The 26,966-nt window shown below is 47.1% G+C and carries 22 protein-coding genes; 9 read left to right on the top strand and 13 right to left on the bottom strand.

The window, feature by feature from the left end; all coding sequences use genetic code 11:
* Positions 1–75: 75 nt before the first annotated feature.
* The 7 genes from hemA to minC all read right to left on the bottom strand — a co-directional run bounded on the left by hemA (position 76) and on the right by minC (position 9,543).
* On the bottom strand, positions 76–1,356 hold the full coding sequence (gene hemA, locus QN395_RS02395) for a glutamyl-tRNA reductase (protein ID WP_323491951.1): 1,281 nt from the start codon (positions 1,354–1,356) through the stop codon (positions 76–78).
* 184 nt (positions 1,357–1,540) lie between these two features.
* A complete protein-coding gene (locus QN395_RS02390; protein ID WP_323491952.1) occupies positions 1,541–4,000 on the bottom strand; it encodes a CHASE2 domain-containing protein in 2,460 nt (819 codons plus the stop codon).
* A gap of 62 nt (positions 4,001–4,062) precedes the next feature.
* On the bottom strand, positions 4,063–5,877 hold the full coding sequence (locus tag QN395_RS02385) for a FecR domain-containing protein (RefSeq protein WP_323491953.1): 1,815 nt from the start codon (positions 5,875–5,877) through the stop codon (positions 4,063–4,065).
* A gap of 227 nt (positions 5,878–6,104) precedes the next feature.
* On the bottom strand, positions 6,105–6,800 hold the full coding sequence (locus QN395_RS02380; RefSeq protein WP_322121121.1) for a response regulator transcription factor: 696 nt from the start codon (positions 6,798–6,800) through the stop codon (positions 6,105–6,107).
* Positions 6,801–7,434: 634 nt separating this feature from the next.
* Positions 7,435–7,698, bottom strand: coding sequence for a cell division topological specificity factor MinE (gene minE, locus QN395_RS02375; RefSeq protein WP_322121122.1), 264 nt, complete (start codon positions 7,696–7,698; stop codon positions 7,435–7,437).
* Between the two features lies 1 nt (position 7,699).
* Positions 7,700–8,515 carry a septum site-determining protein MinD gene (gene minD / locus QN395_RS02370; RefSeq protein ID WP_322121123.1) on the bottom strand — a complete coding sequence of 272 codons (816 nt, stop codon included), beginning with the start codon at positions 8,513–8,515 and terminating at the stop codon, positions 7,700–7,702.
* A gap of 104 nt (positions 8,516–8,619) precedes the next feature.
* Positions 8,620–9,543 carry a septum site-determining protein MinC gene (gene minC, locus QN395_RS02365; RefSeq protein WP_322121124.1) on the bottom strand — a complete coding sequence of 308 codons (924 nt, stop codon included), beginning with the start codon at positions 9,541–9,543 and terminating at the stop codon, positions 8,620–8,622.
* Positions 9,544–9,938: 395 nt separating this feature from the next.
* Between minC and QN395_RS02360 the strand changes: the two genes are divergently transcribed.
* On the top strand, positions 9,939–10,667 hold the full coding sequence (locus tag QN395_RS02360) for a hypothetical protein (protein WP_322121125.1): 729 nt from the start codon (positions 9,939–9,941) through the stop codon (positions 10,665–10,667).
* Positions 10,668–10,741: 74 nt separating this feature from the next.
* Here QN395_RS02360 and QN395_RS02355 read toward each other — a convergent pair whose 3' ends face one another.
* Positions 10,742–11,521 (bottom strand): hypothetical protein, encoded by a 780-nt coding sequence (locus tag QN395_RS02355; RefSeq protein ID WP_322121126.1) that lies wholly within the window; start codon positions 11,519–11,521, stop codon positions 10,742–10,744.
* Between the two features lie 305 nt (positions 11,522–11,826).
* Between QN395_RS02355 and QN395_RS02350 the strand changes: the two genes are divergently transcribed.
* Positions 11,827–12,333 carry a (2Fe-2S)-binding protein gene (locus QN395_RS02350; RefSeq protein ID WP_322121127.1) on the top strand — a complete coding sequence of 169 codons (507 nt, stop codon included), beginning with the start codon at positions 11,827–11,829 and terminating at the stop codon, positions 12,331–12,333.
* On the top strand, positions 12,330–14,633 hold the full coding sequence (locus tag QN395_RS02345) for a xanthine dehydrogenase family protein molybdopterin-binding subunit (RefSeq protein ID WP_322121128.1): 2,304 nt from the start codon (positions 12,330–12,332) through the stop codon (positions 14,631–14,633). Before QN395_RS02350 ends, QN395_RS02345 begins: the two co-directional genes overlap by 4 nt.
* 207 nt (positions 14,634–14,840) lie before the next feature.
* Here the strand turns inward: QN395_RS02345 and QN395_RS02340 are convergent, their stop codons facing one another.
* A complete protein-coding gene (locus QN395_RS02340) occupies positions 14,841–15,953 on the bottom strand; it encodes an NADH:flavin oxidoreductase/NADH oxidase (RefSeq protein ID WP_322121129.1) in 1,113 nt (370 codons plus the stop codon).
* Between the two features lie 320 nt (positions 15,954–16,273).
* Between QN395_RS02340 and QN395_RS02335 the strand changes: the two genes are divergently transcribed.
* Positions 16,274–17,326, top strand: a complete 1,053-nt coding sequence (locus tag QN395_RS02335; protein WP_322121130.1) for a catalase family peroxidase — start codon at positions 16,274–16,276, stop codon at positions 17,324–17,326.
* Positions 17,327–17,685: 359 nt separating this feature from the next.
* On the opposite strand, the gene QN395_RS02330 is transcribed toward QN395_RS02335, so the two are convergent.
* The 4 genes from QN395_RS02330 to pobA form a co-directional block, all read right to left on the bottom strand.
* Positions 17,686–18,153 (bottom strand): hypothetical protein, encoded by a 468-nt coding sequence (locus tag QN395_RS02330; RefSeq protein WP_322121131.1) that lies wholly within the window; start codon positions 18,151–18,153, stop codon positions 17,686–17,688.
* Positions 18,154–18,208: 55 nt separating this feature from the next.
* Positions 18,209–19,081: a hypothetical protein gene (locus tag QN395_RS02325; protein ID WP_322121132.1), complete on the bottom strand. Its 873-nt coding sequence runs from the start codon at positions 19,079–19,081 to the stop codon at positions 18,209–18,211.
* A gap of 374 nt (positions 19,082–19,455) precedes the next feature.
* Positions 19,456–19,698: a hypothetical protein gene (locus tag QN395_RS02320; RefSeq protein ID WP_322121133.1), complete on the bottom strand. Its 243-nt coding sequence runs from the start codon at positions 19,696–19,698 to the stop codon at positions 19,456–19,458.
* Positions 19,699–19,869: 171 nt separating this feature from the next.
* Positions 19,870–21,051 carry a 4-hydroxybenzoate 3-monooxygenase gene (pobA, locus tag QN395_RS02315; RefSeq protein WP_322121134.1) on the bottom strand — a complete coding sequence of 394 codons (1,182 nt, stop codon included), beginning with the start codon at positions 21,049–21,051 and terminating at the stop codon, positions 19,870–19,872.
* 177 nt (positions 21,052–21,228) lie between these two features.
* Between pobA and QN395_RS02310 the strand changes: the two genes are divergently transcribed.
* From QN395_RS02310 to pcaD, 5 genes are all read left to right on the top strand, one after another.
* Complete coding sequence (locus QN395_RS02310) at positions 21,229–22,230, top strand: helix-turn-helix domain-containing protein (RefSeq protein WP_322121135.1); 1,002 nt, start codon at positions 21,229–21,231, stop codon at positions 22,228–22,230.
* Positions 22,231–22,512: 282 nt separating this feature from the next.
* Positions 22,513–23,205: a protocatechuate 3,4-dioxygenase subunit beta gene (gene pcaH / locus QN395_RS02305; RefSeq protein WP_322121136.1), complete on the top strand. Its 693-nt coding sequence runs from the start codon at positions 22,513–22,515 to the stop codon at positions 23,203–23,205.
* A gap of 77 nt (positions 23,206–23,282) precedes the next feature.
* Positions 23,283–23,810, top strand: a complete 528-nt coding sequence (locus QN395_RS02300; RefSeq protein ID WP_322121680.1) for a protocatechuate 3,4-dioxygenase — start codon at positions 23,283–23,285, stop codon at positions 23,808–23,810.
* A 385-nt stretch (positions 23,811–24,195) separates the two neighbouring features.
* Positions 24,196–25,572, top strand: a complete 1,377-nt coding sequence (gene pcaB / locus QN395_RS02295; RefSeq protein WP_322121137.1) for a 3-carboxy-cis,cis-muconate cycloisomerase — start codon at positions 24,196–24,198, stop codon at positions 25,570–25,572.
* 112 nt (positions 25,573–25,684) lie between these two features.
* Entirely contained in the window at positions 25,685–26,947 is a 1,263-nt protein-coding gene (gene pcaD, locus QN395_RS02290; RefSeq protein ID WP_322121138.1) for a 3-oxoadipate enol-lactonase, read from the top strand.
* Positions 26,948–26,966 lie beyond the last annotated feature (19 nt).

The raw sequence follows: 26,966 nt of genomic DNA, 5'->3' as shown, positions 1-26,966 counted from the left end.
GCGCGCATCAGTTTTGATTCGAGTTTGATGATGAGTAGCAAATTGCCAGTGTCATCAGATGAGTTTTGTGCGTCGCTAACGCTTGGTGCGGAATAGTTGTGGCAATAGCGTCGCAAGTCGGGCGCGCTCATCGCCGCTGGCCTGATGGAGTGCCTGTTGCGGGCCATGCAGAAATTTGGCGGTGATGCCTTTGGACAGTGCTTCTAACACAGCTTCAATATCATCCCCGCGGGCAAGCATCTTACGAGCTCGTTCGAGTTCGAGCAAACGCATCGCTTCGCTGTTTTCATGTAAATCCTGAATGATCGGTACTACCAGACGTCCGTCCACCCAATGCATAAAGGACTGCACACGGGTTTCGATAATTGCTTCTGCCTGCGTCACCGCTGCCTGGCGATTTTCTTTACCAGTTTGCACCACATTACCCAGATCATCGACGGTGTATAGAAACACGTCATCCAGCGCGCCGACTTCTGACTCAATATCGCGTGGTACCGCCAGATCGACCATAAACATAGGGCGATGACGACGCGCTTTGACTGCGCGTTCAACCATGCCTAGACCGATAATCGGCAATGACGACGCCGTGCAAGAGATGATGATGTCAAATTGGGACAAACTATTTGGTAGTTCTGCCAGACGGATTGCTTTGCCATTAAACCGATGCGCCAGTACTTCGCCGCGTTCCAGCGTGCGGTTGGCGATGGTGATGCTCTTCGGATTTTGTGCAGCGAAGTGGGTGGCGCATAATTCGATCATTTCGCCAGCGCCGATAAACAGCACATGTTGCTCAGAAATTTTATCGAAAATCCGCTGCGACAAACGTACAGCAGCAGCTGCCATTGACACACTGTGCGCACCGATTTTAGTGGTGCTGCGGACTTCTTTTGCGACGGCAAAAGTACGCTGGAATAACTGATGCAGATAAGTGCCAAGCCCACCCGCGGCATCTGCCTGGCGCACGGCGTCTTTCATCTGACCTAAAATTTGCGGTTCGCCCAACACCATCGAATCCAGACCAGACGCTACGCGGAAAGCATGGCGGACAGCATTGTCTTGCGGCAGCGTGTACAGATGATGGCGCAACTCGGCATAAGGCAATTTGTGGAAATCTGCCAAAAAATGCGCAGTCGCATCGACCGGATTATCCACATGGCTCGCCGCATACATTTCGGTACGGTTGCAGGTCGATAAAATCGCTGCCTCCACTTCCGTTTGCTGATTGAATCCGTCGCGACCAAACCAGGAGCGTGCAGCCACCACCGCCGGACCAATCTGGTCAGGCGAAAACGCCAGCTTTTCGCGGAGCGACACTGGCGCAGTCGTGTGGTTGAGGCCAACAGCTAGTAGTTGCATAATTGGGCGGTTAGGGCGTATGGCTTAGGCAGCTTAATGTAGATCAAATGCTTAGATCGCCTGCTGAAGTAGTTGCAAACACTTGCAAACACCGGCAAACACGGCTGCCATTATAACGCTTAGCGCAGATCAAGTTTCTGCACAGTTACATGGTTTGATCCAGATCAATATAAATCAAACCAGATCAAATACTAAATGCTGGTAATTTGATATTAAAGGTCGTGCCTTCGTTGGGGGCGCTGACGAAACTGATCTGACCATGATGACGATCAATCACTGCTTTGACGAATACCATCCCTAGACCAACGCCATCATTTTTGGGTTGCTCGCCATTTCTAAAACGTTGAAAGCGCTGGAATAATTTGGGCTGATCGGCTCTGGCGATGCCATAACCTTGGTCGCTGATAGAGCAAATGACGGAGGCTTCTGCCAGACCCCGTTCGTATTCCAGGCTGCAACTGATCATCGTGTTGGGCGGACTATATTTGATCGCGTTAGAGAGCAAATTGGTCAGAGCGCGCGTCATTAACGCCCGATCAACCCGTACCGGATAGTCACCTGCTGGTATTTGACTCGAGATGCGGATATTTTTGGTCCGGGTGAGTGTCCACATTTCTTCGGTCGCATCCAACAAGATATCCTGGAAGTCCGTGTCTTCCATTCGATAATCTTGCGATTCAGCGCGTGCTAACTGCACAAAGTTATCTGCCAGCCCGAGCGTGATACGGGAAGCTTTTTCGATACGACTTAAAAATTCTGCTTGTGGTAAAGCGGTAGCGGAGTCTTGTTGCAGCTCCAGCAGCGCCAGAATAGATGCTTGCGGAGCGCGCATATCGTGCGAGATAAAATGTAAGGTCTCGTCCCGGCTGCGCTCTGCTGCGCGGATATTAGTGATGTCGATCAGACTGACAATCCAGCCCACCAGTTCTTTGCTGCTGGAATAGCAAGGTGCACTTTTGATCAACAAGTCACGACTGCGGGGATCTACCACTTCTATACCGCTTGCCATCGTTTTGCTTTGATGTAAATCTAGCAAATGCCACCAGCTAAATGCGTTGCTGGCAGTTTGGTCCATCGCTTGCGGATTACTCATTTTGGCGAATAAATAGGGTACCAAGGCATCGTTCACTTGCGGTATGCCTATACTACTAAAATAATCTTTGGCAACCTGGTTGGACATCAACACATTGCCGTCTGTGGTGGTGACTAGCGTAGCATCAGGCAGGCTACTTAAGCTGTCGCTCACAAACTGACGTAGATCACGCACCCGGCGTGCCGCCAGTTGCATTGCATCGATCCGTTGTTCTAAGCGATCTTGCAAGGGACGACTTTTTTCTTCGTCATCCAGATCGATCTGTAGCTCAGGAAGCAAATGAGGTTCATTGTCCAGTAAGATAAATTCTTCACCTAGATACCTAATGGCGGCTTCTAGCCGGCGCCAGCTCCAGAGCGGGTAAGCGATAATCAGAATAAACAATGCCGCAGTGGGCGGTAGCCATACGCCTTCGCGCAATGCTAAATAACTGATCAACAATAAGCATGTAAACAAAATCACGGTGACTATTAAAGCGATCCGCGGTGATAAAAGTAAATAGCCTAGCAATGCGATCAAGACAGAAGCAAAACAATACAAGCTAGTTTGCCAGCTGGCAGCAAAATGGATGGAGCGATTATCCAGCAGACTAGCCAGGACGTTGGCATGGATCTCTATCCCTGCCATATTGCCGTCTTCTCCAGAGACAGGTGTTGGGTAGGCATCTGCCATGCCGATCGCGGTAGGGCCGACTAAGACATATTTGTTTTTGAAAAAACTAGCGGGAACCTCGCCGCGCAAGACCGCAACATAAGGTACCGAAGTGAAGTGGCCATTGTTGCCATAAAACGGGATATGCATTTGGTAATCACGTTGCCATATGCCTTGGATGTTTTGTGCCGTACCAGATTTAGTTGAGCTGTTTTTAGTTGAGTTATTTAATGCCGGGTTGTCTTTGGCATGATCGCCGGCAGGTGCTCTGGCACCAGGCAAATTTATCTCTGTGCCAGGCGCAATTTTAGTGCCGATATCCTTCATCGCTAGTGCAAATTGCGGCCACATTTCACCATTCATCCCTTCTCGTAAAAAAACGCTGCGTGCGACACCATCTTGATCTAATTCCAGATGGATATGGCCTAGCTGTCGTGCGGCGCTGGCAAATATAGGTATCGGCTTTAAGATGGTTAATCCTTTGCCTGCGCTTTCGGATGATAAAGGCAGCACAACAACATTATTCTGGTTTAATGCTTCGGCTAATTGTTGGTCACCACTTGTCTGGTTCGCTTGTACCGGCTCTGCTTCGGTGAACGAAACGTCGATACCGATGGTCAGTGGTTTGGCAGCAGAAAGTTGCCGCAATAACTCCGCATGGTGCTCTCTAGTAAAAGGCCATTTACCCAGTTCAGCAAGGCTGTAATCATCAATCGCTACGATGATAATGTCATCACGGGCAGGGATGGAATTGGCTTGCATGAACCGATCATACAAGCTTAAATCGATGCGATTGAGTACATTGGTCGATGCTAATCCCACCGTCAGCAATAACATCAGAAAGCTGATGGCCAGCCATTCTCGTAGAGCGATCCTTTCAACTTTGATGTTTTTATTCATTGAATATTTATAGAGTCTGTTGAATAGCAACGCATGAAATTACAAGAGATTTAATGCCGGAATTAAAAGCTCGGTTTGACGACAGCGTCGCCAGATTTGATCGGATCGCCAGAGCGGCTAACCCAGCGAGATTCAACAGTAAATTTTTGCGGTGCTGAAAATTCACCAACATACCCGTCTGCATCCGTCGCTCTGACACGAATAAAATAGTCGCCAGGAGCTACACGAGGAATTTGTAATTCTGGTTTATCTATTTTTCTGAAAAAGTAGATATCGGCAAAACTAGGATCACGTCCAATTTGTATCAAGAAGACTTGACCGGGTTCGGACGGCCAGTTAAACGTCAAAAAGTTTGCATCTCTGTCACTAGGTTGATTTACCTTTTGAACCGGTAAAAAATTAACTACTTTTGTGTCACTGTAGGGGCCTTGATTTGCCATACCATTTTTTTGTGTAATGCTTGCAATTCGCCAGTAATATTTGCCGTTAGTAAGTTTGTCTGCACTGTATTGCACTGCCTTGATATCGCTTTGATCCAGCACGATTTTTTCGAAGGCATTATCACTGGCAACTTGCAAATGATATGCCTGCGTATTAGCCGCCTCTGTCCATACAAAGTCTACTTTTTCTGCGCGTATTTTCGCTTTAGGTAGTACGTTAAAAGGTGGTTCAGGGCGAGCTTTAAGAGTGAATGCCTGGATTAACGGTAAGCCTTCAAGTCCAACGCTATCAATCGTACTGGCGCGGATAAAATAATTGCCATCCTCAAGACCATCAATTTTTATACGCTCTTCAGCTGAGCGAACTTCTGTCAACACATTTTGGATTGCCGCGTCGCTGGCAATTTGTACATGGTAGCTTTTTGCTTCACTAGATTTTTCCAGATTGAAAACCAGTGTTGGTTTTTCTTGTAATTGATAACTACCAACCAGTGTAGGTGGTGGTAATAAATCAACCGCATCACCCACCCCTTGTTGAGTCACTACATTGCCTTTACCGGCCGGTATTACCAGCGTATTTGGTTTTTTGACCGAACCTACGGCAACACCGCCAGACAATACCTCATTCGCTATGCCATTATCATTCACGCTGACACGGAAATGTGTGCCACGGACACCCGCAACGGCGAGTGGCGAACGGACTTCAAAGCGTCCTTTATTAGATTCCAATGGCGTGACTTTAGACTCGACCCGGCCCTGCAATAAGGTAATTTCAGTGCGCGGGCTTTTAGAGTGTTTAGTGATACGTAATTTGCTCAACTTGACCTGACTATTGGATGGAATTGAGATACGTGAGTCGTCAGGTAGCACCAAAGTCAAAAATCCATTTTTACCAGTGGTAATCATGGTGCCCTCTTTATAGGCATTTCCTAAAGCAATATTCTCTTCGGCACCAGTGGGTAATTTTGCTGTTGACGTCCCAGCCATCGCCAGCACTTTGGCTTCTACCGGATCGGCGGGTAACAAGTCTAATGGGATCAGGATGAGCGAGCCAATGGGTATTGTTCTGTCATTGGTAATATTGTTGACCTTACCGATGATGACCCAGTTGGGTGTTTTTTCTGTAAATCGTTGCGCAATTGAAGAGAGTGTATCGCCCTCTAAAGCGTAGTAGACCATATCGGTTTCTGTTCCCGAGATGGAGCCCGGTTCACCCGTCGATTTTGGCGCGGCAAATACAGCACTGCTCGATATGGACAGCACTAAACTCGCCATACTTAGGATTAACAGGGTTAGGTTTTTACGTAGCGATGACCGCAGTGATGGCAATTGCGAGGACAGCGAAAAATAGAAAGAAGTACGAAAATAAGAACGCAAAGAAGAATACAGCGAGGAATGCAACAAAGGATTGAGGGCAGGGCGTGAAGCGAGCGACATGTGAATCTCCGAAGGTACATTGGCCTGGCTTTGGTATCAGGATTTGTTAGCAAGTCATAAAAACAAGCTATGGAATCAAACCCTAAACAAGCTGCCAGACAAGCTATCAAACACGTCGATAATAGATACTGTGGCAGATATGATTGCTAATTATTCAGTCCGTACCCTGATCAATATCCTCGGCAAAGTGCTAACTAAGATTTAAAAAGGAAATTGAAGCATGAATCTTACTGCTCCGCTGTAACTTGCTCCAGGCGATAGCCATAGCTATAAACGGGAGCCAGCCGGTAGCCGTTTTCTGGCCGAAGTTCGAGCTTGCTGCGGACGCGTGAGATATGCGTATCCATGGTGCGTGACGGAATATCAATATCACGCGACCAGACCGCTTCTAAAATATAGGCACGCGATAAAGGCCGACCAAGATTGCGGAACAAAAGCAGTGCCAGATCAAATTCTTTTTGCGTCATTTCAACCGGCACGTCATTAACACTGACACGACCAGCGCGCGTTTCGAACTTGTAAATACCAAATTGCAAATGTTCCGACATAGTTTGCGCCGGGTACGCGCGGCGTAACAACGCTTGCACACGCGCTACTAGCTCACTACGGCGTATCGGCTTGATCATGTAATCATCTGCACCCGCTGCCAGACCCGCGACGATATCGTCTTCGCCAGAGCGGCTGGTCATAAACAAGACCGGCAGATTGGGTGATAGCTTCTCTCTGACCCAGTGCAGGATTTCAGTTCCGCTTAAATCGGGAACTTGCCAGTCAAGTATTAGCATGTCGTAGCTATCACGACGTAAGTTGTGCAGCATCTCTTTACCGCTTAGGAAAGGGTGGCAGGTATGGCCAGCCGCAGTCAAGATGGTGCAAACCAGCTCTAATAAATTGTTGTCATCGTCAAGTACGGCAATTCTCATGGGAGCACACAGATTGGGGTTGAGCAATCATTGAGTAGTAAAGATACAGCATTGTACCTAACACAAGAATGATTGTAGGCAAGCTTGTAATAATGAGCAAAATAAATAGGCATTTTCTCCATTTTTTTCTAAATTAGTCACAAAAGCAGTAATTAATATTGCCAAATAAAAATGTTTTGGAGAGGCGCTTAGCAACTCCTGATAGAAGTTGACTAAAAGATTATTTTTTATATTTTTGGTGAAAATGATACGTGGTTTTACGTAAGAAAAAATGCATAAATTTATATACTGGTAAGTAGTATTATTTATTGTCCATATAAAAATTGGTTTCCAGGGCATATTTGTAGAAAATTATGGGGAGTATATGCTTTATTTGATGAATTTTTAGTCAGATGGACCTTTGAAGTTAAAACCTGATGCTAGCGGCTCTTCATAAGAAATAAAAACAGAAAATTGGAAAAATCCTGAAAACTATGTTTAAAAATTAAGTTAAACATAATTTTTTCTAAGCTACTAATCGAAAAAAAACGGCTCACTCCTGTATAGAGTGAGCCGTTTTTAAGCAGTCCAAATCTCGGGTAAAACTTGGCAAATGCATCCAATAGTTGCAGCGCTAAAGTCGCTTATATCTTTGTTAGCTACGCAATTCCACGTCTGGCAACACCACATTCACATCCAGCACTTCTAAATTGCCTTGGCGATCAAGTGATACTTTGATGTCTTCAGCGTTGACTTTAGTGTACTTAGAAATAACTGCGATCAGTTCTTCACGTAGAGCTGGCAAAAAATCATAGCCGTCACGGCTGGTGCGTTCACGGGCGATGATGATTTGCAGGCGTTCTTTGGCGGTGTTGGCGCTCTTTGGTTTATTGTTAAATAAAAATGATAGCAAGGCCATATTACTTACCTCCAAAAATCCGTTGCAGCAGACCCGGTTTTTCATAGTTGACAAAACGCAGGGGCACTTCTTGGCCTAGGAAACGGGAGATCACATCTTCATACGCCTCAGAGACATCGCTGCCCTTCATATGAATTGCAGGATTTCCTTGATTAGACGCATGCAATACCGCTTCCGATTCAGGGATCACGCCGATCAACGGGATGCGTAAAATTTCTTGTACATCGGTGTAGGACAACATTTCACCGGCTTCTACCCGTTTAGGTGAATAGCGCGTTACCAGCAAATGTTCTTTTACCGGCTCACCACCCTCCTGAGCACGTTTGGATTTGGCCTGAATAATACCCAAAATACGATCCGAATCACGTACAGAAGATACTTCAGGATTGGTGACGACAATTGCTTCGTCCGCAAATGTCAGTGCCATCACTGCGCCGCGCTCGATACCCGCAGGTGAGTCGCAGATGATGTATTCAAAATCCATCTTGATCAATTCGTTCAGAACACGTTCTACGCCCTCTTCGGTCAAGGCATCTTTATCGCGGGTTTGCGAGGCAGGCAAAATAAACAGATTGTCGCAGTGCTTATCTTTGATCAGCGCTTGCTTTAATGTCGCCTCGCCGCTGATGACGTTGACCAGGTCATACACCACACGACGTTCGCAACCCATAATCAGATCCAGGTTACGCAGACCCACGTCAAAATCCAGCACCGCAGTTTTATGTCCGCGCATGGCAAGGCCAGACGAAAAGCTGGCACTGGAAGTTGTTTTCCCTACGCCGCCCTTACCAGATGTCACAACGATGATTCTTGCCACAAAGAACTCCTTTAATTTTTTAACTCAATTTGCTGAAAGCGATTTTTGATTATTTGGCTGCTTGCAATCAATATATTTTTTATAATGATATTAATAAATAAATATCAACCCGCCGATTTTACCGATGATACTTCAATACTGTCGCCAATAAGCTTGATTTGTACCGGATGATTTGGCAATAAGGCCGGGAATCCGGTATCAAACGTGCGGTAAATCCCTGCAATTGAGACCAATTCCGCCTCCATGCTCAGGGCAAAAATTCTTGCTTCGGTATTGCCAGTTGCGCCTGCCAGGGCACGACCGCGCAATGGTGCGTAGATGTGGATGCTGCCATCTGCAATCACTTCGGCACCATTATTGACCGAGGCGGTGATGATCAGATCGGTACCTCGGGCATAAATGCGCTGACCTGCGCGCACTGGAGTATCAATCACCATCGCAGGTAAATTGCTGACAGATGTCGCTGCTACTGGCGCTGGTGCAGTTACCGGCTCAGGCTTTGCTGCCTTCTCAGGTATCACCTCAATCACCGCAGTTGTTGCTGTGCTAGCAGGCTCCTGACGTGGTCGGCTCACCATATCAATACTCAAACCATGCGCCCGGATTGCTGCGTGGCCTTGTTCTGGTGCATTCCGGACCGCGACCGGAGTGAGTCCAAATGATTTAAATAGCGGGATCAAATTGACCCAGTCCAATGATTCGGAAGCGATATTCTCGACATCGATCACTGCGAATTCGTCATCAAAAAAATCTGGCGTACCTGCCGTCATTTCTTTTAACGCTGCTTCTATGATTGCAACTGGTGCAGCATGCAAAATTAGGGCAACTACGACTACTGTGGAGATTTTAATTTCTACAGGCTTGTGCGTCAGGCTGTTTTGCATAAGTAACAAATGGGTCGAATATTGAGAGGTAAAGGCAATCACTGCCGCAATGTGGCTGGCGTAAAACGCCTGCCGGCGAAACTGCAAAAGACTTATCGTACCAATTGATGAGCCAGATTGCAAAAAATCCTCTATAACACTCATCGTTTATAAGCGATGAGTCGCGACACAATGAATGTAAGCTAGACACAAGAGTAAAAAGTTTGATTCTTGAATTGATCAGAGACGGTGAGCATTTAATTTTGATTGACACTTTCAGACCTGAATCAGCTCAACCATAGCCGCCGGCTGATCCAGCTTAGATAACTACTGTGCTGGGGATGTCGACTTTTGTTACGATGATTTTGTATTTTGATCGCACAGACAGGAGTTCTCGATTTTAGTAGTCCAATCATTCTGTGGCTTACAGGCCAAAACGCTTAGGTGATGCGTATTTTAATTGGACATTTATTATTCAAGTTGACCTGGATTTTTCCAGTATGCTATCAACTTGATTCAAACAAATAAACAAACAACCACCCATCCATCCAGGCGTCCTCATGTTGAAGCGTTTAGCAATAGCACTAAGTATTCTGATGACTTATGGAGCGGCATTGGCAGAGCCGGGTTACTACTTTGTGTCGGTGTACGACAACAAAGACCAGAAGTCAGTCGATTTCCGCTATTGGACGACGAACTTTCCCGGACGGGGACAAACCATCTGGCCGGAGCTGGGATTTGGCTATGGTGTAACTTCACGTTGGTACACCGAGGTCTATGCGAGCTATATTGGCAGTTCTAAATCCGACTTAAAACTAGATAGCTGGAATTGGCAAAATGATTATTTGCTGACGCAAGGACAATATCCGGTTGACGTTGCCTTGCATACCAATTTGACTCGCGGGCATGATACTGACGAAGGCTATACATTAGAAATTGGCCCAGCAGTGCAGACTGATTTTGGGCGTTTACAGCTCAACGGAAATGTATTTTTTGAGCGTACTTACCGGTCGGTCGAGGGCGGCGCGACACAAATGAAGTACCAGTGGCAAACCAAATATCGCTGGAAGCCGATGTTGGAATTAGGCGTGCAGGGCTTTGGTGAATTAGGCGACTGGGACCATTGGGCGCCCCGTGATCAGCAATCCCATCGCGCTGGACCAGCGCTATTTGGCAGCGTGCCCGTAGGCAAAGAATCCAGCATCAAGTATCAGGCGGCTTATTTAATCGGTTCGATTTACGGACGACATGGTTATATGTTCACATCCCGCGTTCAGTATGTATTTTGATGCGCAGAGGGCACATCAGTTCAAATACGTTTTGGGATCGTAATGCCGCAGGACAGGTTTGGAATTAGTCGGATTTAAAACGGCACACTGACAATAGCCTTTAGCAGCCAACGGTCGGACACCGTCGTTAGACCGCGCCCGATACCCAAATTCAGATCCCAGCCTTTGATACTGGTATCGATGACAGCATAGATGGTCTGGCTCTGTTGATTGAGCTGCCCTAGATGCCTTATTGCTCCCATTTCGTTATAGCTCTCTAGACCAATATCAAAACCCTGATCGGTTTTATACGCAATTTTAGAATCGATTTCCAGGCTGGTCGGGCTGGGTGCCGGACCTGAAATTTTCCAGTCGATATTCGCATTCGCCGCTAGTGTCCAGCGATCTTTACGATAACCAAAAATACCTTTCAGCTCTGCATTCCAGGGATTCTGGTCGATATGTTGATTCACCCGACCGACTTCCAGATTTGCACCGTAGAAAAAAGGGGATGTTCCGTCTTTATCGACCAGATACTTCATGCGGAGTTTTTCGCCATCGACATTCGAGCCGCCATGGGCGTCCCGCGATGTCAAAATATACGCACCTAATTCCCAATTTTTAGTCAGTCCGTAAGAAAATTCCGGCGTCAGTCTGAACACATGTCGCGGTGCCTGTGCACCCGGATAATCGGGCGTGCCGTTTCCCGAGATCACATAGTTATTATGCAGATCAAGTCCAAACTCGTGCGGATTATTGATCTCATCCATGTAGACTTGGATTTCTTCCGGTGCAGCGCTGGCTGCCGGAGCAATAGCAGCCAAAAAAGCGCCGCTAAGCAGAGGGAGTAACAAGCTGTAGTGACTGAGTTTCATCGAAATTTTCTAGGTTGCAATCGTGAAGATATTCTTACAATGTAGAGCATTATTTGATGGCTGGCATCAATTGTACAGGTAGATTGGAGATGGGGTTTGCGTTATTAAATTTGTAGGCGCTTCTCAAACCTAAATAGGACTTACGCATAATTTTTCCAGCAAGGCGCTGCAACGAAGCGGGGATCGATTTACGTAAGCTCAATAAAAATAAAAATTTGCTCTGGCTATCGTGGGCTAAGCTCCTCAAAGCTAAAAATAGAGGATTGCGTTAGGATATACATTTCCTTCCTCTCTCCGCCATTGCCATGAGTAAATACACTTTGAACATTAACGGTCAAGCCCGCCCTGTGGAGCTGGAGCCGGATACCCCGTTACTATGGGCATTACGCGATAGCCTGGATTTGCCTGGCACTAAATATGGTTGCGGTATGGGGCTTTGCGGTGCTTGTACGGTGCATATTGACGGCGTGCCAACGCGATCATGTGTAACTCCCGTATCGACTTTGGGGCGTAAAAAAGTCACCACAATTGAAGGCTTAGATGCGAAAGCCATGCACCCGTTGCAGCAGGCATGGCAAGAACTTGATGTGCCGCAATGTGGTTATTGCCAGGCCGGACAAATCATGACGGCTGCGGCCTTACTGAAGCAGCATCCGCAACCGAGCGATGCAGATATCGATAGCGCGATGTCAGGCAATTTATGTCGCTGCGCTACCTACGTCAGAATCAGAGCGGGTATACATCGTGCGGCAGAGATATCTGCTAACTCTTCTACTGTATCAGTGGCCAAAAAAGAGAAAGTCAGCAAATGAAAACCTCTACATCACAACCGATTACAAATACTGCCAACCCAGACGATCTGGAACTGAACGGACGTCGTCGGTTTTTACGTAACTCCGTGATCGCCAGCGGTGGTCTGATGCTGGGTTTTTATTGGAATCAATCCAATAGCGCAGAAGGCAAAGTTGCCAAGCCTGATGCACTCGCATCGGCAGATTCAGCGGCAGATTTTGTTCCTAATGCGTTTATCCGCATCGCGCCTAATGGTGTGGTGACATTGATTTCTAAGCAACCGGAGATCGGTCAAGGGATTAAGACATCCTTACCGATGGTGATCGCCGAAGAGTTGGAGGTCAACTGGAAAGACGTTCGCATTGTGCAGGGTGATCTGAACCCGGCGTATGGCAGTCAGGGTGCAGGTGGGTCTACTTCCACCCCGACCAATTACACTGAATTCCATCGGTTAGGTGCGACTGCACGTACCATGCTGGTGTCCGCCGCAGCGCTGACCTGGGGCGTTCCCGCCAGTGAATGTGTAGCCGAAAATAGTATGGTCACGCACAACCCTAGCAAGCGCCAGCTCGGCTTTGGTGCCTTGGTAGCAAAGGCAGCCACTCTGCCAGTACCCGATGCAAATCAAGTGGTTTTAAAAGATCCGGCGCAATTCAAATTACTAGGAACACGGATTGGTGGTGTCGATAACGGTGCGGTAGTCAGCGGCAAGCCTTTGTTCGGGATTGACGTTAAATTGCCAGGCATGGTGTACGCGGTGTTTGTAAAGTGCCCCGTTTTTGGTGGCAAAGTCGTCAGCGCCAACCTAGATGCCATCAAATTATTGCCTGGTGTCCGCGATGCATTTGCGGTGGAAGGCAGCGGTAGCGTCAATGCCTTGTTGCCAGGCGTTGCGATTATTGCGACATCCACCTGGGCTGCGTTCAGCGCACGTAAGCAGCTAAAAGTGGTGTGGGATGAAGGCAAGTTCGCCAGCCAAAGTTGGGACGGTTTTATCGCCGAATCCAAAGCGCTCTCTAAGCAAGCTGGCGCAAGCACTCTACGCAAAGATGGCGATACACCTGCTGCCTTAAAAGTAGCTGCGAAAACGGTGGAAGGAGCGTATCAATATCCGTTTATCTCGCATGCCAGTATGGAGCCACAAAACTGTACCGCGTGGTTTAAGCCTGCGGATGGTAGTTTGGAATTGTGGGCCCCAACCCAAAATCCGGCCTCGGGCCAAAACCTGGTGGCGACTACGCTGAATATTCCCAAAGAAAAAATTAGCTTACACATCACCCGCAGTGGCGGTGGGTTTGGCCGGCGTCTGAGTTCGGACTATGTTGTCGAAGCCGCTGCGATTGCACTCAAAGTGCGAGCCCCGGTCAAACTGACCTGGTCGCGAGAGGATGATTTGCAACATGATCATTTCCGTGCTGGGGGCTTCCATTTTTTACGCGGTGGGCTGGACGCAAAAGGGAAACTGGTCGCCTGGCATAATCACTTTGTGACTTTTGCCAACCGCGTCACGCGAGATGGCGCCAGCGTATTGCAACCGGGTAGTGGTGGTAGTTTGAGCGGTGATGAGTTCCCCGGACGCTGGGTAGAAAATTGTTTGTTAGAACAAACTGCGATTGAATGCGGTATTCCCATGGGACCGTGGCGCGCTCCCGGCAGCAATGTGTTTGCCTGGGTTTTCCACAGTTTTATTGACGAGCTGGCGCATGCTGCAGGCCGTGATCCGGTCGCATTTCGTTTGGAGATATTGCGTGATAAAGAAATTGTCCCTGGTACTGGCGAGCGCGGTCAGCCATACAACGTCGGTCGCATGAAACGCGTATTGCAAGAAGTCGCCGACAAGTCTGGCTGGGGTAAAAAAACCTTTGCCCGTGGTCAGGGCCAAGGCGTTGCATTCCACTTTAGCCATCGCGGCTATATCGCCGAAGTCGCTGAAGTAACGGTATCAAAACAAGGCGAATTGAAAGTCGACCGGGTTGTTGTCGTGTCAGATATCGGCGCGCAAATCGTCAACCTGAGCGGCGCAGAGAGTCAGGTACAAGGCTCAGTGATTGATGGCTTGAGTACGCTGATGTACCCCGAACTGAACATCGAAAAAGGGCGCATTGTGCAAAGTAATTTTCACGAATATCCCTTACTTCGGATCGCCACAACGCCACCAAAAATCGAAGTGCATTTCTTAAAAACGGACTTCCCAGTGACCGGATTAGGCGAACCTGCTTTTCCGCCATTGGCGCCTGCGGTATGCAATGCGATTTTTGCGGCAACCGGAAAACGGGTTCGTCAGTTGCCTTTGAGCCGGGTGGATTTAAGTTGGAGTTAATTTCAGTATTAATAATACTGGTATGGGGTATTTTAAATAGACCATATAATGATTGGACAGTTGGGGTATTTTTGAGATTTTTAGGGGGAGTATATTAATTTTTTTCTTATCCCTAGTTGTATTATGTTGTTGAATTCGTGGAAGATGATCTTCAACTTCTCTCTCCGGCGAGCCGGAGGGAGAATGGATTTAACAGGTTCCTGGCTTCTAACGCCCACCAATTTTGACATCGCCAAACAAGGTACTCAGTCCCCGTGGTTGCGAGCGCCAGTATTGTTTTGGCGCTTCGACTTGCGCTCCCAATTCCACTGCAGCATGCCAAGGCCAGCGCGGATCGAATAGCATGCCGCGTGCTAATGCCACCATGTCTGCCTTACCTTCGACTACAATTGCTTCGGCATTTTTTGCATCGGTAATCAGGCCGACTGCGATGGTAGGCAGGCCAGTTTCTTTGCGCATTTTTTCTGCCATCGGTACTTGGTAATTGTCGCCTAACGGGATTTTTTGTAACGGTGAGATGCCTCCGCTGGAGACATGTACAAAGTCGCATCCCAGCTTTTTCAACGCATTGCCAAACACCACGCTTTGATCGATATCCCAACCTCCTTCAAGCCAATCTGTGCCGGAGATTCTGATGCCAACGGGCATGCTCGCTGGCATCGCTGCGCGGATGGCTGCAAATACTTCCAGCGGGAAGCGCATTCTGTTTTCTAGCGTGCCACCATATTCGTCGCTGCGTTGGTTAGAAATCGGAGATAGAAATTCATGCAGCAAATAACCATGCGCCGCGTGCACCTCAATCGCATCCAGCCCTAGATTATGTGAACGCTTGGCGGCGGCGACAAAGTTTTGAATGATGCGTTGCATGCCCGCTTTATCTAGCCCAATCGGCAATGCTTCTCCTACATTTTGCGGGATTGCCGACGGTGCAAAAGTCGCCCAGCCACCGTCCGCCTCGGATATCAACTGGCCGCCATCCCACGGTGTATGACTAGAGGCTTTGCGACCTGCATGCGCGAGCTGGATTGCTACTGGCATGTTGGAATAGGCACGTATGGCATGGATCACTTTTTTCAGCGCTGCCTCATTGCTATCGGACCACAAACCCAAGTCTTCTGGCGTAATGCGACCTTCGGGTTCGACTGCTGTTGCTTCGATAATCAACAAGCCAGCGCCGGATAAGGCCATGCTGCCCAGATGGATCATATGCCAGTCGGTGGCGTCACCATTCTTCGCTGAATATTGGCACATCGGTGCAATCACGATACGATTTTTTAATGTTAATGAACCGATAGAAAAAGCGGAAAAAAGTTGGGACATGGGGTGACTCCGTCTAGATAGTTTGTAGTGCAGGATGTTGATGTAACTCGTCAGCGGAGTTAGGTAAATTTCCGTTCGCATTGCTATTGATGCTGACAAGCTTATTTGAGTGCCGCGCAAATTATAAAGTGATATTGCAAAGTGCATTGGACGCACGACTTTTAGCTGCTCAGCGCAATTCTGGAATCTAGTTCAGAATAATGCGAGCATTAAATCTCAAGCTCCACACAGAAGTTTTGTGCCCAATTTTTAACTTCGTACTTGCCGTTCCCGCCAGCCAAATTTATACCCACTTTCATTAATCAAGAAAAGGAAAAATCATGCCAGCATTGTTGAGATCTACTTCATTTTCTATCACCGCAATGACGCTTGCCGTAATAGCACTGACTACGTTAAGCAGTTACACCAGTGCGAACGCGCAAACAGCCGCCGCACCTGATACATCCTCAAATAAACCGGTCACAGAACAGATCGTCGATACTCTGACCAAACTGGCAGGTGGCCCGCACGCTGGTTATCGCGCTAACCATGCAAAAGGGATCGTTACTATCGGTGACTTTGTGCCAGCGCCAAGCGCGGCCAGCATCACCAAGGCGGCGCATTTACAACGCACTACCAGCAAAGTCACAGTGCGCTTTTCTAACGCGTCTGGCGTACCAAATATTCCAGATGCCAATGGTAACGGCTTCCCTAAAGGTATGGCAATCCGGTTTGATTTGCCCAAGAGTGTCAGCACAGACATGGTGGTGATTTCTACTAATGGTTTTCCGGTCGGTACGCCGGAGGATTTTTTGACTTTCCTTAAAGCGATAGAGACCAGCGGACCCGGTGTTGCCAAGCCAACGCCAGTAGAAAATTTCTTGGCAACACACCCTGCAACGCTTAAGTTTGTCACCATGCCTAAGCCCGCTCCGGTCAGCTTTGCGACCCAGGCTTTTTACGGTGTCAATGCATTTAAATTTACTAACGCAAAAGGGGAAAGTCATTTCGGTCGTTACCGGATAGAACCACTGGCAGGACAACAATTTTTGACTGCAGAAGAGACAGAAAAAGCGACACCAAATTACTTGATGGATGAGCTGCCAGTCAGGTTGAAAAAAGAGCCAGTCAAATTCCGTATTTCTGTTCAGCTGGCAGAAAAAGATGATGTCATTAACGATGGCACCCAAGTCTGGCCAGATACCAGAAAAATCGTCGAGTTAGGTACGCTAACTTTACGTTCGGTACACGCAGATGGCAGCAAATTTGAAAAAGGCACAATGTTTAATCCACTCACTTTACTGGAGGGGATTGCACCATCTGATGATCCGATTTTGTTGGCAAGACCTGCGGCTTACGCTGTTAGTTTTGGCCGACGTTTGAGCAATCCATAAGTAATTTATAGCTCACAACCAAGATTGCGAATCGCAAATAAAAATGCCAAGCTATTTTGCTAGCTTGGCATTGCTTTAAGTAACCTATCGCCAAATCTTCACCCTTACAAAGGACTGTCGAGAGATCATAGCGCAGTTTTCTAGCGCTTCTGTTGCGCCAAATATTTCTTATGTAAATGAAACTCCCAAAAACGTATAGCAACTATGTAGAATTGGCTAATGCACTGGTGGCAAAACTACCGATACTTTGGATGATTATGAAATTTAAAATGTGATGTTAAATAAGAGATGTTGCTTTAAATTAAAGCAACATTTAACTAAAAGTTGGTAGTCTTAATACTATCAAAGATTAATGATTTTCAAGGAGTATTTGTACAGGACAAAGAGTCACTTCCAATGTATCCTCCATCACTATAATAGTCAGTCCAAGTACAAAACTGAGCATTTATTGATCCACTAACAGTCAATATATATTCATTAGATTCACCGTCACTTTTTTGAGTAATTTTTTTCACGTTTTTATACCCTTGTTGAATTCTGTCTAAATATAGCCCAGTTGCCGGATAAAAATTACCATTTGCTGTATATCCAATATTTAAACAGAAAACTCCATCACATATTGCAATTATGTCACCAGGGACATATCGATTAGTAATGTTAGTACTTTTCAAAAACACCATAGCGGAAAAAAAATCATCAGTATCTGTAAGTGCAACCCCGGGACCCGATTGAAAACTACATCGATCGCAAAGAAATCTTCCTAAATAAGTAGCATTAGCAGACATGGAAATAGTCATTAAAACCAAAGCAATATATATTTTTTTCACGAGATCACCCTTGTAAATTTGATTAGTATTTTTTATACAACTACTAAGTTATTTTTTACTTCGTAAAACAACACTCTGTTGCGAATTTTTGACCATCAGAAGTCGCTTTAATAATTTGTTCCTTGGTTAAAGCAACTGACATGGCATTAATATAATTATTCATTAAAGCTAGTCGATTCGTGTCTTGTATAGAATCACCTAGCTTATTTTTTCTAATTTCTGTATTTGCTACAGCATATGTCAACGCTAATTGCTGATTTTGATCTGTAAATTCGCCGGACTGATATAAATTTGATAAGGTCATTAAGCTAGTAAGATCTCCCTGCTTTGCGGTTTGCTCCAATTGATTTACTGCTTGTTTTTTCCACTCTACAACTAATGGATCAGTCTTCCTGGTAACTAATGCGTTAACGTCTCCAAGCGGACCAGAGTTCAAATAATCAGTTGCTGCACCACGAACACCGCCTTTAATTGCTACATCTAAATTTTTAAATCGATCGTCGCGCTGGCGCTGAGAGATTCCATCACAGATGTGCGCATTTTGTTGCTCCTCTAAAGCCAACGCATCTTTAAGGCTTTGATCGCCCGCTAATTCAGATGGCTTTAAAACGACTTTTGATGTTGATTCGTGTTGGATACATGCATTTACCATTTGAAAAGCTTTATAAGCATCTCTAGGATTTTTCGTAGACGACAGTTGGTCGATCTGATCGGATTTTGAAGTTTGCGATCTTTGTGTAGTAACTGGAACTTGATTTACTAATTGCTTTGGAACTTCTTGAAAAGCTGTTTTTGTTGAATTTGTGTTTTGTAAACTCGCGGATGAAACACTAGCTTCCAATATTTTTTTTTCTTTAGATTCAACAAACAGGTATACGACTAAACCACATAAGAAAAATGCGACTAAATACCTATTTAAATATTTCATTTTGAGTTCTCCAAAATATCAAAAAAAAGGCAACTTCTTTTACCGACTAAATTCGTTGTTCTTATATTACTAAAAAAATTTCGGATTACAAGTAAGAATTACAATTTTATTTACAAGTAGTTCAGAAACGTTAAATTACTAAAAACTTTTGTACGATAAAAAAACAAGCAAGGTGTTTAGGGCGTGATAAATCATCGACACAATATTGTTGCGTTGATTTGGGTGATATTGAATGTGTCTGCGTGAAAATAAAAAAGCCAAACCGTTTTCACAATTTGGCATTTTTAAAAATCGTTAAATTTAACCAAGCGGGACGGTTAATGGTTACTAGCTATGAATCAACATCAATTCTCTTACCGTGGTGGGCATGCAGCTTATTGTGGAACCGCCATTAAATGGCTGGTATTTTTTCTGCCGTTTGCGACAGAGCGCGTTACTTGTGGTTTAGTTGTAATCTCCGGCTTAGAAGATGGCAATCTCCGGCTAAATTGTTCTGCTACAGATTTGTCTGCAACGGAACTCAATGCCTTCGCAAATGCATCTTGTGAAGAAACATAGAATCGCAATGCAAATGCGGCGATGACGAAAGCGATTGGCAAGTATTCAATGATAGACATAACGGGCTCCGTTGGTTTGCAGTAATGATGCAGTGCAGCATATCGCGGAGTCAGTTATAACGCTAATTTCATTTAACCATATCGACTATTCAATATTTGAATATCTTAGCCTTATTTTAGTTTGTGCCTTTTATGTTGATCCACGTGAAATCACTTGCTTACTCTGCTTGTTCAAAGTACTTGCTCATAGGGCAGGCCAACATAATTTTCTGCGATCGTGGTGCGCCCTGCTAAGGAGCTGGTGTAGTACTCCAGCTCTGCCGATTGCATTTTCTGTGCAAAAGGATCGTCGGAGAACTTATGCAGCACCGATGTCATCCACCAGGAAAAGCGCTCGGCTTTCCAGATGCGACGCAGGCAGAGTTCTGAGTATTTTCCGAGGATATCGACCCGACCGTCTTGATATGTTTTACGCAGGCAGTAGTATAAAGTGTACACATCGCTGGCGGCCAGGTTTAGCCCTTTTGCTCCTGTTGGTGGAACAATATGAGCAGCGTCGCCTACCAAAAATAAGCGACCAAAGGTCATTGGTTCCGCCACAAAACTGCGCAGCGGCGCGATACTTTTTTCGATTGAATCGCCAGTCACCAGATCTGTTGCGACATGGGCAGGTAAGCGACTTTTTAACTCATCCCAAAACCGCTGATCCGACCAGTCCTCTACTTTGTCATCTAATGGACATTGCACATAGTAGCGGCTTAATACGGCGGAGCGCATGCTGCACAAGGCAAAGCCGCGTTCATGATTAGCGTAAATTAATTCGTGTGCAACCGGCGGTGTGGAAGACAAAATCCCTAGCCAGCCAAAAGGGTAGATGCGTTCAAAGGTTTTGATTGCATCCGCCGGGACAGATTTGCGCGATACACCATGGAAGCCATCGCATCCTGCAATATAGTCGCAGCTCAGTTCGATATGCTCGCCGTCTTTGGTAAATGTGACGCGTGGCTTATCGGTATAAAAATCATGTAATTGCACGTCGGTCGCTTCATAAATACTCAGTGCGCCTGCGTCGGATCGTGCCTGCATCAGGTCCCGTGTCACTTCTGTCTGGCCATACACCATCACGGTTTTACCATTGGTTAAGGATTTCAGATCGATGTGTTCATTGCGGCCGTTAAACGCCAGCGTAAATCCCTCATGAATCTGACCTTCTTTATCCATACGGGCACCTGCTTTTGCTTTCCGGATCAGATCAGTCGTGCCTTGTTCCAGCACACCTGCGCGGATTCTTTGCAACACGTACTCCGGCGATTTCGCTTCCAAAATCACCGTGTCTATACCTTGTAATTGCAATAGCTGACCGAGCAATAGTCCAGATGGGCCAGCGCCAATAATTGCGACTTGGGTTTTCATTTTAATGGTCTCCGTTGTTATTCACCATGGCGTCATTGCATGGAATTGAAACGCTATTTTTTTACAATAATGTTCCTGTAACGGATTATTTGAAATGGATTTATTTATTTATAAATGGTACTTTTAGCAGATTAATTACCATTTGAAATTCTTCTTTTGAACTATCTTGAGCGTTGTATGACAGAACAAAAAAGCATCCCCGTCTACAAGTTATATGGTGAGAGCGATCCATGGCCGATGGCTGATATGGTGCACTGCGAGTCAATTGCCGCACGTAGTCGCTTGCACAATTGGCATATTGCAACACATCAGCATAATGGCTTATTCCAGATTTTATATCTGGTGGCGGGCAGTGCAAAAATTCAACTGGATGATCTTCAATATGAAATGAAGGCGGGACAGATTTTGATGCTGCCGCAGATGTGTGTGCATGGTTTTAAATTCAAACGTGATGCCATCGGGCATGTGGTCACGATTGCTTATCCGCTGATACAAAATTTGATGCAGCAACTAATGCAGAGAGCGCCGCAATCGATGGGCGAATCACGACTGCAAGCTAGCGACATAACAACTAGTATCAACAACATCAGCGCGTTAACAGTCGCCAACATTCATGCATTAAAAAACGATGAAGAGAGTCGGTATATTCAGGCCGCGTTTACGATGCTGGACAACGAGTATCGCGGCAGATTGCCGCATCGCGCCCAATTGATTGAGTCGCTGCTGGCGAGTATCCTGATCTGGCTGACTCGCAGCGAAACGGTAGCTTTAACACCAGCAAATGTGCTACAAAAAGATCGCCTCCAAAGCAAGCTCAGTGCCGCAGTATTAAGCCAGGCTTCTGCCCGTCGAGGAACGCATTTTCCACGCTTTTCTGAATTGATTGAGTTGCACTACACGACGCATCAAGCCGTCTCTTACTATGCCGATCAGCTAGGTATTACAGCAGCTCATTTAAATGCCTTATGCCGCCAGACTGTCGGGCAATCGGCGCTGGGTTTAATTCACGAACGCCTGATATTAGAAGCCAAGCGCAATCTGGTCTACACATCGATGAGTATTAGCGTGTTGTCGTATACGCTGGGGTTTTCGGACCCGTCTTATTTCACGCGATTTTTTAAACGGCAAGTGGGATTGTCTCCCAAAGAGTTTAAACAAAAAGCGGGAACGAGTGCATGAACAATATATAAAAAATGGTAGCTAATGTTTGTGTTTCTCAGATGCCAATCAGATGGAACACCGCATGTATTCTTGATGAAAATAATGAGTCGTGCGTACATCGCACATATTTACGAGATTGCGTCTTTTTTGGAATCGTCCGACTTGATCTTTATTCTGTCGCGATCTATCTTTCTGCATGATGTTCTGCTCTATTAACTTAGCCAGAGCGATCAATAACTAACGATGCACAGACATCCAGGCACTTAAGCACGTCAGCCAGACAAAACATAGGAGCACGCTGTGAAGTTTGATTCCGTAGAACCGGGACTGTACCCAACCCTCATTTATCCCTCTTATAAATCCACGATCAAACGAGGCCCGACGCAAGTGGCGTTGCGTATCGTCGCTGCGGAACCTGTAGAGACCAATATCACTGCAAGCCGTAGTTTGATTTTGCCGAACGATATGGATCTGACTGCACATGGGCAAAGCCAGCCTCTGGGCGAAAAAATTGTGGTCACTGGTCGCGTCCTGGATGAGGATGGCAAGCCAGTGCGTAATTCTTTGCTGGAAGTATGGCAATGCAATGCAGCCGGACGCTACTGGCATAAACGTGATCAGCATGATGCGCCGCTTGATCCTAATTTTTATGGCTTCGGCAAGATGCTCACGGATGACGACGGGCGTTATCGTTTTGTGACCATCAAGCCTGGTCCTTACCCTTGGGGTAATCATCATAAAGCCTGGCGGCCTGCGCATATTCACTTTTCACTTTTCGGCAATGTTTATGCGCAACGTCTGGTGACGCAGATGTATTTTCCTAGCGATCCTTTGTTTGACTACGATCCGATTTTTCAGAGTATTCCCGATCTGGCCGCGCGTCAGCGTTTGATCGCCCGGTTCAGTATGGACGAAACGGTGGATGACAAAATGCTAGGCTATGAATTTGATATTGTCTTGCGCGGTCGCGATGCGACGCCCATGGATTTGTAAACAGATTGGGCAGACTAGGAAACGATATGACATCAACGATAAAACAAAGCGGTGCGTTGGCTAATACAGCGTCTGACATGAGCGTATTGCTGACCACTTCACAAACCATCGGTCCTTTTTCGCACGAGGCGTGGCGCTGGGCAGTGGATGCAACTGCACAGATGAGCAGTAGCGCACCGACCATCACGATCAGTGGCGTGATTTACGACGGTGACGGCACGCCAATGAATGACGCGATGATCGAGGCTTGGTTGCCCGGCAGCGCAGGTGTGGAAGCAGCGCATGCGATACCGGGTTTTCGGCGGGTGCCCAGCGCTGAAGACGGTAGTTTTCAATTTGAACTATCGATACCACTGGCAACAGAATCGGCGCAACTCGGGCAGCCAGCCATGTTTGTGACCGTGTTTGCGCGTGGCTTGGTCAAGCATCAATTTACTGCGGTGTTCCTGGAGGACGATGCTGGATTAGCTGATGCGCCGATTCTGACGCAGGTGCCGGCAGAGCGTAGAATCACTTTGATCGCGATCAAACAGGCCGAGCGTAGTTACCGTTGGGATATCTGGATGCAGACAGATAAAGAGACAGTCTTTTTTGACTATGTGTAAGTGCTATTGATGCTGGTGTTGGTGTGCTGACTAAAGATGGACAGCGGGCTGACTTCGGGCGATTTACTGGCGATGACTTAATAGCGAAATACACTGGGAAAACCAATATACTCCCCTTACTTTTATGGAAAAATGCCGTATTGTCCAGATAATATGAGGACAATTAAATATACATAGGTGGAGTATAGTTAATTAACTTTAGCGATGCATCAGCAGATTCGCACTTAAGCTGACCTATCTGAACTTAGGAGCTGACTTTAGTTGACGCCATTTTTGCGTAAGCCGTATAGTAATTTCGACCTAGTTTTGCACCATGCTCTCGCACCAATTGAACGTACTAATTAAGCTTACCAATTAAGCCAGCCATAAATCAAAGTAGAGATCAATGAGCGTATCGATTTTTGAACATTTTTTGACCACGCCGGACATGATTGCCGTGTTCGACGATGCTGCCATTGTGCAGGCGATGTTGCAGTTTGAGGCTGCGTTGGCTAAGGCTCAGGCAGCCGAGGGCATCATTCCGGAAACCGCCGCACGCGATATTGCCAGCGTCTGCAATGCGCAGCTTTACAACATCCCTGTGATGGTCAATGCCAGCCGCCGCGCCGGTAGTCTGGCAATACCATTGGTGAAAGAACTGACCAAAACAGTCGCGCTTTATAGTGAAGAATCTGCCACGCATGTGCATTGGGGCAGCACCAGCCAAGACGTGATTGATACCGCCATGGTGTTAGCCACCAGGCAGGCAATCAGCTTAATTGAGCGCGACTTGCAAGTACTGATCCAACGCTTGATGCAACTAGCAGAGCAGCATTTACACACGCCCATATTGGCGCGGACCTTAATGCAGCCTGCGCAAGTCACCAGTTTTGGTTTCAAACTAATAAGCTGGCTTGCACCTTTGGTACGCGCACGTGAGCAGTTGCGTCAGACTGCCACCCGCGCCTTGGCTTTGCAACTCGGCGGCGCGGTCGGCACGCTGGCAGTGATGGGCGCAAAAGGGCCAGCGGTTGCCACGCGGATGGCAGTAGATTTGGGATTAATCCTGCCGCCAGCAGCCTGGCATACGCAGCGTGATGAGTGGGTGCGGCTGGGACTGGAAGTCGCCGTGCTGGTCGGCTCGCTGGGCAAAATTGCCACCGATCTGAGTCTGCTAGCGCAAGGCGAAATTGCAGAGCTGGCAGAGCCGTCGGGCAAAGGTCGTGGCGGTTCATCGGCGATGCCGCATAAGCGTAATCCTGTGTCTTGCATGATCGCCTTAGCTGCAGCAGCCAGAGCGCCACAACGCGCCGCCGCGCTACTGGCCAATATGGGGCAAGAACATGAACGTGGCTTAGGCAACTGGCAGGCCGAATTAGCAGAATGGCCGGGCTTATTTCTAAGCGCGCATGGCGCAGTCAATGCATTATCGGAAGCGATGGCGGGTTTGCAAGTCGATACTGGCCGTATGCTTGTGAACATCGATGCGTTGCAGGGACTGGTATTTGCCGAGAGTATTTCTATTTATCTGGCGAGCGTGATCGGTCGTCCAAAGGCACATAGTCTGATGGAAACCCTGACCCAAAAAGCAGTTGCCGACCACACGCATTTGCTGGATGTCGTTACAGAGGTGGTGCGTAACGATGCCCGTTTATCCGAAGTGATTGATCTGGCTATATTACAAAAACTGTTTGATCCGCATGTAGCAACCGAAGTCGCCGCGGCGCTGGCAAGTACGCAACTGGCGGCATTGCGGCAGGGCGTAGCAAGTAAGCATATTTAGTAACCATATTTAGCAATGATTACTTCACGCTGATGATCACAATCAACACGGATGTAGCTGATTTTGCGTACATCTGCCCACTTACTTTAACTATTTTTCCTACATAAAAACGATGAGCTACGACCCACTGAATCATGATCTGGAACGCGGTTTACAAAATCGTCGGACTATCCTTGGCGACGCCTGGGTTGATCGCTCTATCAATAATGCGAATAGCTTCAACGCTGAGTTTCAGCAGTTAATTAGCCGTTTTGCCTGGAATGATATTTGGGGCCGTCCCGGTCTGGATTACAAAACCCGACGCGTTATCGTACTGGCGACGACGATTGCCCTAGGCCGTTGGGAAGAATATGAGTTGCACCTGCGTGCTGCCTTGCTTGGCGCGCCAGACAATCGCTTATCGCCAGATGAGTTAAAAGAAGTCCTGATGCAATCGGCGATCTATGCAGGTGTGCCCGCCGCAAATACTGCGTTCTCATTGGCGCTGAAGATTTTGCGTGAAGTCAGTGCAGAGATAGGTTACGTAATAGAACCGCTCTCACCGTTTGAAGTCAGTCATCCCGGCTCAGGTAAGCAAGGGCGGACTAATAGCAAGCCAGCCTTGCATTACAGCGTGCGAGAAGCACGTAATGGTAAAGTGCCCCGTCATACGATAGTGCTAAGTCACGCCTTGGGTTGTGACTTAACGATGTGGGATCAGCTCGCTGCCGTGTTAGCTGAAGATTGCCGCGTCATTTGCTACGATCATCGTGGGCATGGCAGTTCTGACGCGCCCTTGGGGCAATTTAGTATGGCTGATTTAGCCGACGATGCCGCTAGCTTATTGCGCGAATTAGATACCGGGCCGGTTGTCTGGATCGGTTTATCGATGGGCGGGATGGTGGGACAGGAGCTGGCTTTACGGCACCCCAGTTTGTTACGCGCCTTAGTGATTGCTAATTCCACCTCGCAATATCCAGCCGCGGCGCGCGAGATCTGGAACCAACGCATCACTACTGTTCGCACGCAGGGAATCGAGGTCATTGCTGATGCCGTGATGGCACGCTATTTTCATGAGGATTTTCGCGCTGCTCATCCTGCAACGGTTGCCCGTTTTCGTCAGCGTGTAGTTACTACGGATGGCGATGCTTACATCCGATGTTGTGATGCAGTTGCTAATGTGAATACCACCGATCGCTTGTCGCAAATTACTTTGCCATGCCTGGTGATCGCCGGTGTATCAGATCAAGGCACGCCAGTAGCAATGGCGCAGATTCTGGCAGACGGGATAGCAGGCGCTTCACTGCATATTTTAGACAATGCTTCGCATCTGAGTGCAATCGAGCAGCCAGAGGCATTTGCGCAAGCGGTGACTCAATTTTTGAGCGAGATTTGAAGCAGGTCAGTACAGAGTG

The organism is Undibacterium sp. RTI2.2 (assembly GCF_035018705.1).
Classification (GTDB): Bacteria; Pseudomonadota; Gammaproteobacteria; order Burkholderiales; family Burkholderiaceae_D; genus Undibacterium.
This window is presented reverse-complemented; position numbering and strand designations above follow the sequence as displayed.

What these genes read in the sequence shown, in the direction of transcription:
- hemA (WP_323491951.1), bottom strand. Translation starts at nt 1,356, where the DNA reads ATGCAACTACTAGCTGTTGGCCTCAACCACACGACTGCGCCAGTGTCG.
- QN395_RS02390 (WP_323491952.1), bottom strand. Translation starts at nt 4,000, where the DNA reads ATGAATAAAAACATCAAAGTTGAAAGGATCGCTCTACGAGAATGGCTG.
- QN395_RS02385 (WP_323491953.1), bottom strand. Translation starts at nt 5,877, where the DNA reads ATGTCGCTCGCTTCACGCCCTGCCCTCAATCCTTTGTTGCATTCCTCG.
- QN395_RS02380 (WP_322121121.1), bottom strand. Translation starts at nt 6,800, where the DNA reads ATGAGAATTGCCGTACTTGACGATGACAACAATTTATTAGAGCTGGTT.
- minE (WP_322121122.1), bottom strand. Translation starts at nt 7,698, where the DNA reads ATGGCCTTGCTATCATTTTTATTTAACAATAAACCAAAGAGCGCCAAC.
- minC (WP_322121124.1), bottom strand. Translation starts at nt 9,543, where the DNA reads ATGAGTGTTATAGAGGATTTTTTGCAATCTGGCTCATCAATTGGTACG.
- QN395_RS02360 (WP_322121125.1), top strand. Translation starts at nt 9,939, where the DNA reads ATGTTGAAGCGTTTAGCAATAGCACTAAGTATTCTGATGACTTATGGA.
- QN395_RS02355 (WP_322121126.1), bottom strand. Translation starts at nt 11,521, where the DNA reads ATGAAACTCAGTCACTACAGCTTGTTACTCCCTCTGCTTAGCGGCGCT.
- QN395_RS02350 (WP_322121127.1), top strand. Translation starts at nt 11,827, where the DNA reads ATGAGTAAATACACTTTGAACATTAACGGTCAAGCCCGCCCTGTGGAG.
- QN395_RS02345 (WP_322121128.1), top strand. Translation starts at nt 12,330, where the DNA reads ATGAAAACCTCTACATCACAACCGATTACAAATACTGCCAACCCAGAC.
- QN395_RS02340 (WP_322121129.1), bottom strand. Translation starts at nt 15,953, where the DNA reads ATGTCCCAACTTTTTTCCGCTTTTTCTATCGGTTCATTAACATTAAAA.
- QN395_RS02335 (WP_322121130.1), top strand. Translation starts at nt 16,274, where the DNA reads ATGCCAGCATTGTTGAGATCTACTTCATTTTCTATCACCGCAATGACG.
- QN395_RS02325 (WP_322121132.1), bottom strand. Translation starts at nt 19,081, where the DNA reads ATGAAATATTTAAATAGGTATTTAGTCGCATTTTTCTTATGTGGTTTA.
- QN395_RS02320 (WP_322121133.1), bottom strand. Translation starts at nt 19,698, where the DNA reads ATGTCTATCATTGAATACTTGCCAATCGCTTTCGTCATCGCCGCATTT.
- pobA (WP_322121134.1), bottom strand. Translation starts at nt 21,051, where the DNA reads ATGAAAACCCAAGTCGCAATTATTGGCGCTGGCCCATCTGGACTATTG.
- QN395_RS02310 (WP_322121135.1), top strand. Translation starts at nt 21,229, where the DNA reads ATGACAGAACAAAAAAGCATCCCCGTCTACAAGTTATATGGTGAGAGC.
- QN395_RS02300 (WP_322121680.1), top strand. Translation starts at nt 23,283, where the DNA reads ATGAGCGTATTGCTGACCACTTCACAAACCATCGGTCCTTTTTCGCAC.
- pcaB (WP_322121137.1), top strand. Translation starts at nt 24,196, where the DNA reads ATGAGCGTATCGATTTTTGAACATTTTTTGACCACGCCGGACATGATT.
- pcaD (WP_322121138.1), top strand. Translation starts at nt 25,685, where the DNA reads ATGAGCTACGACCCACTGAATCATGATCTGGAACGCGGTTTACAAAAT.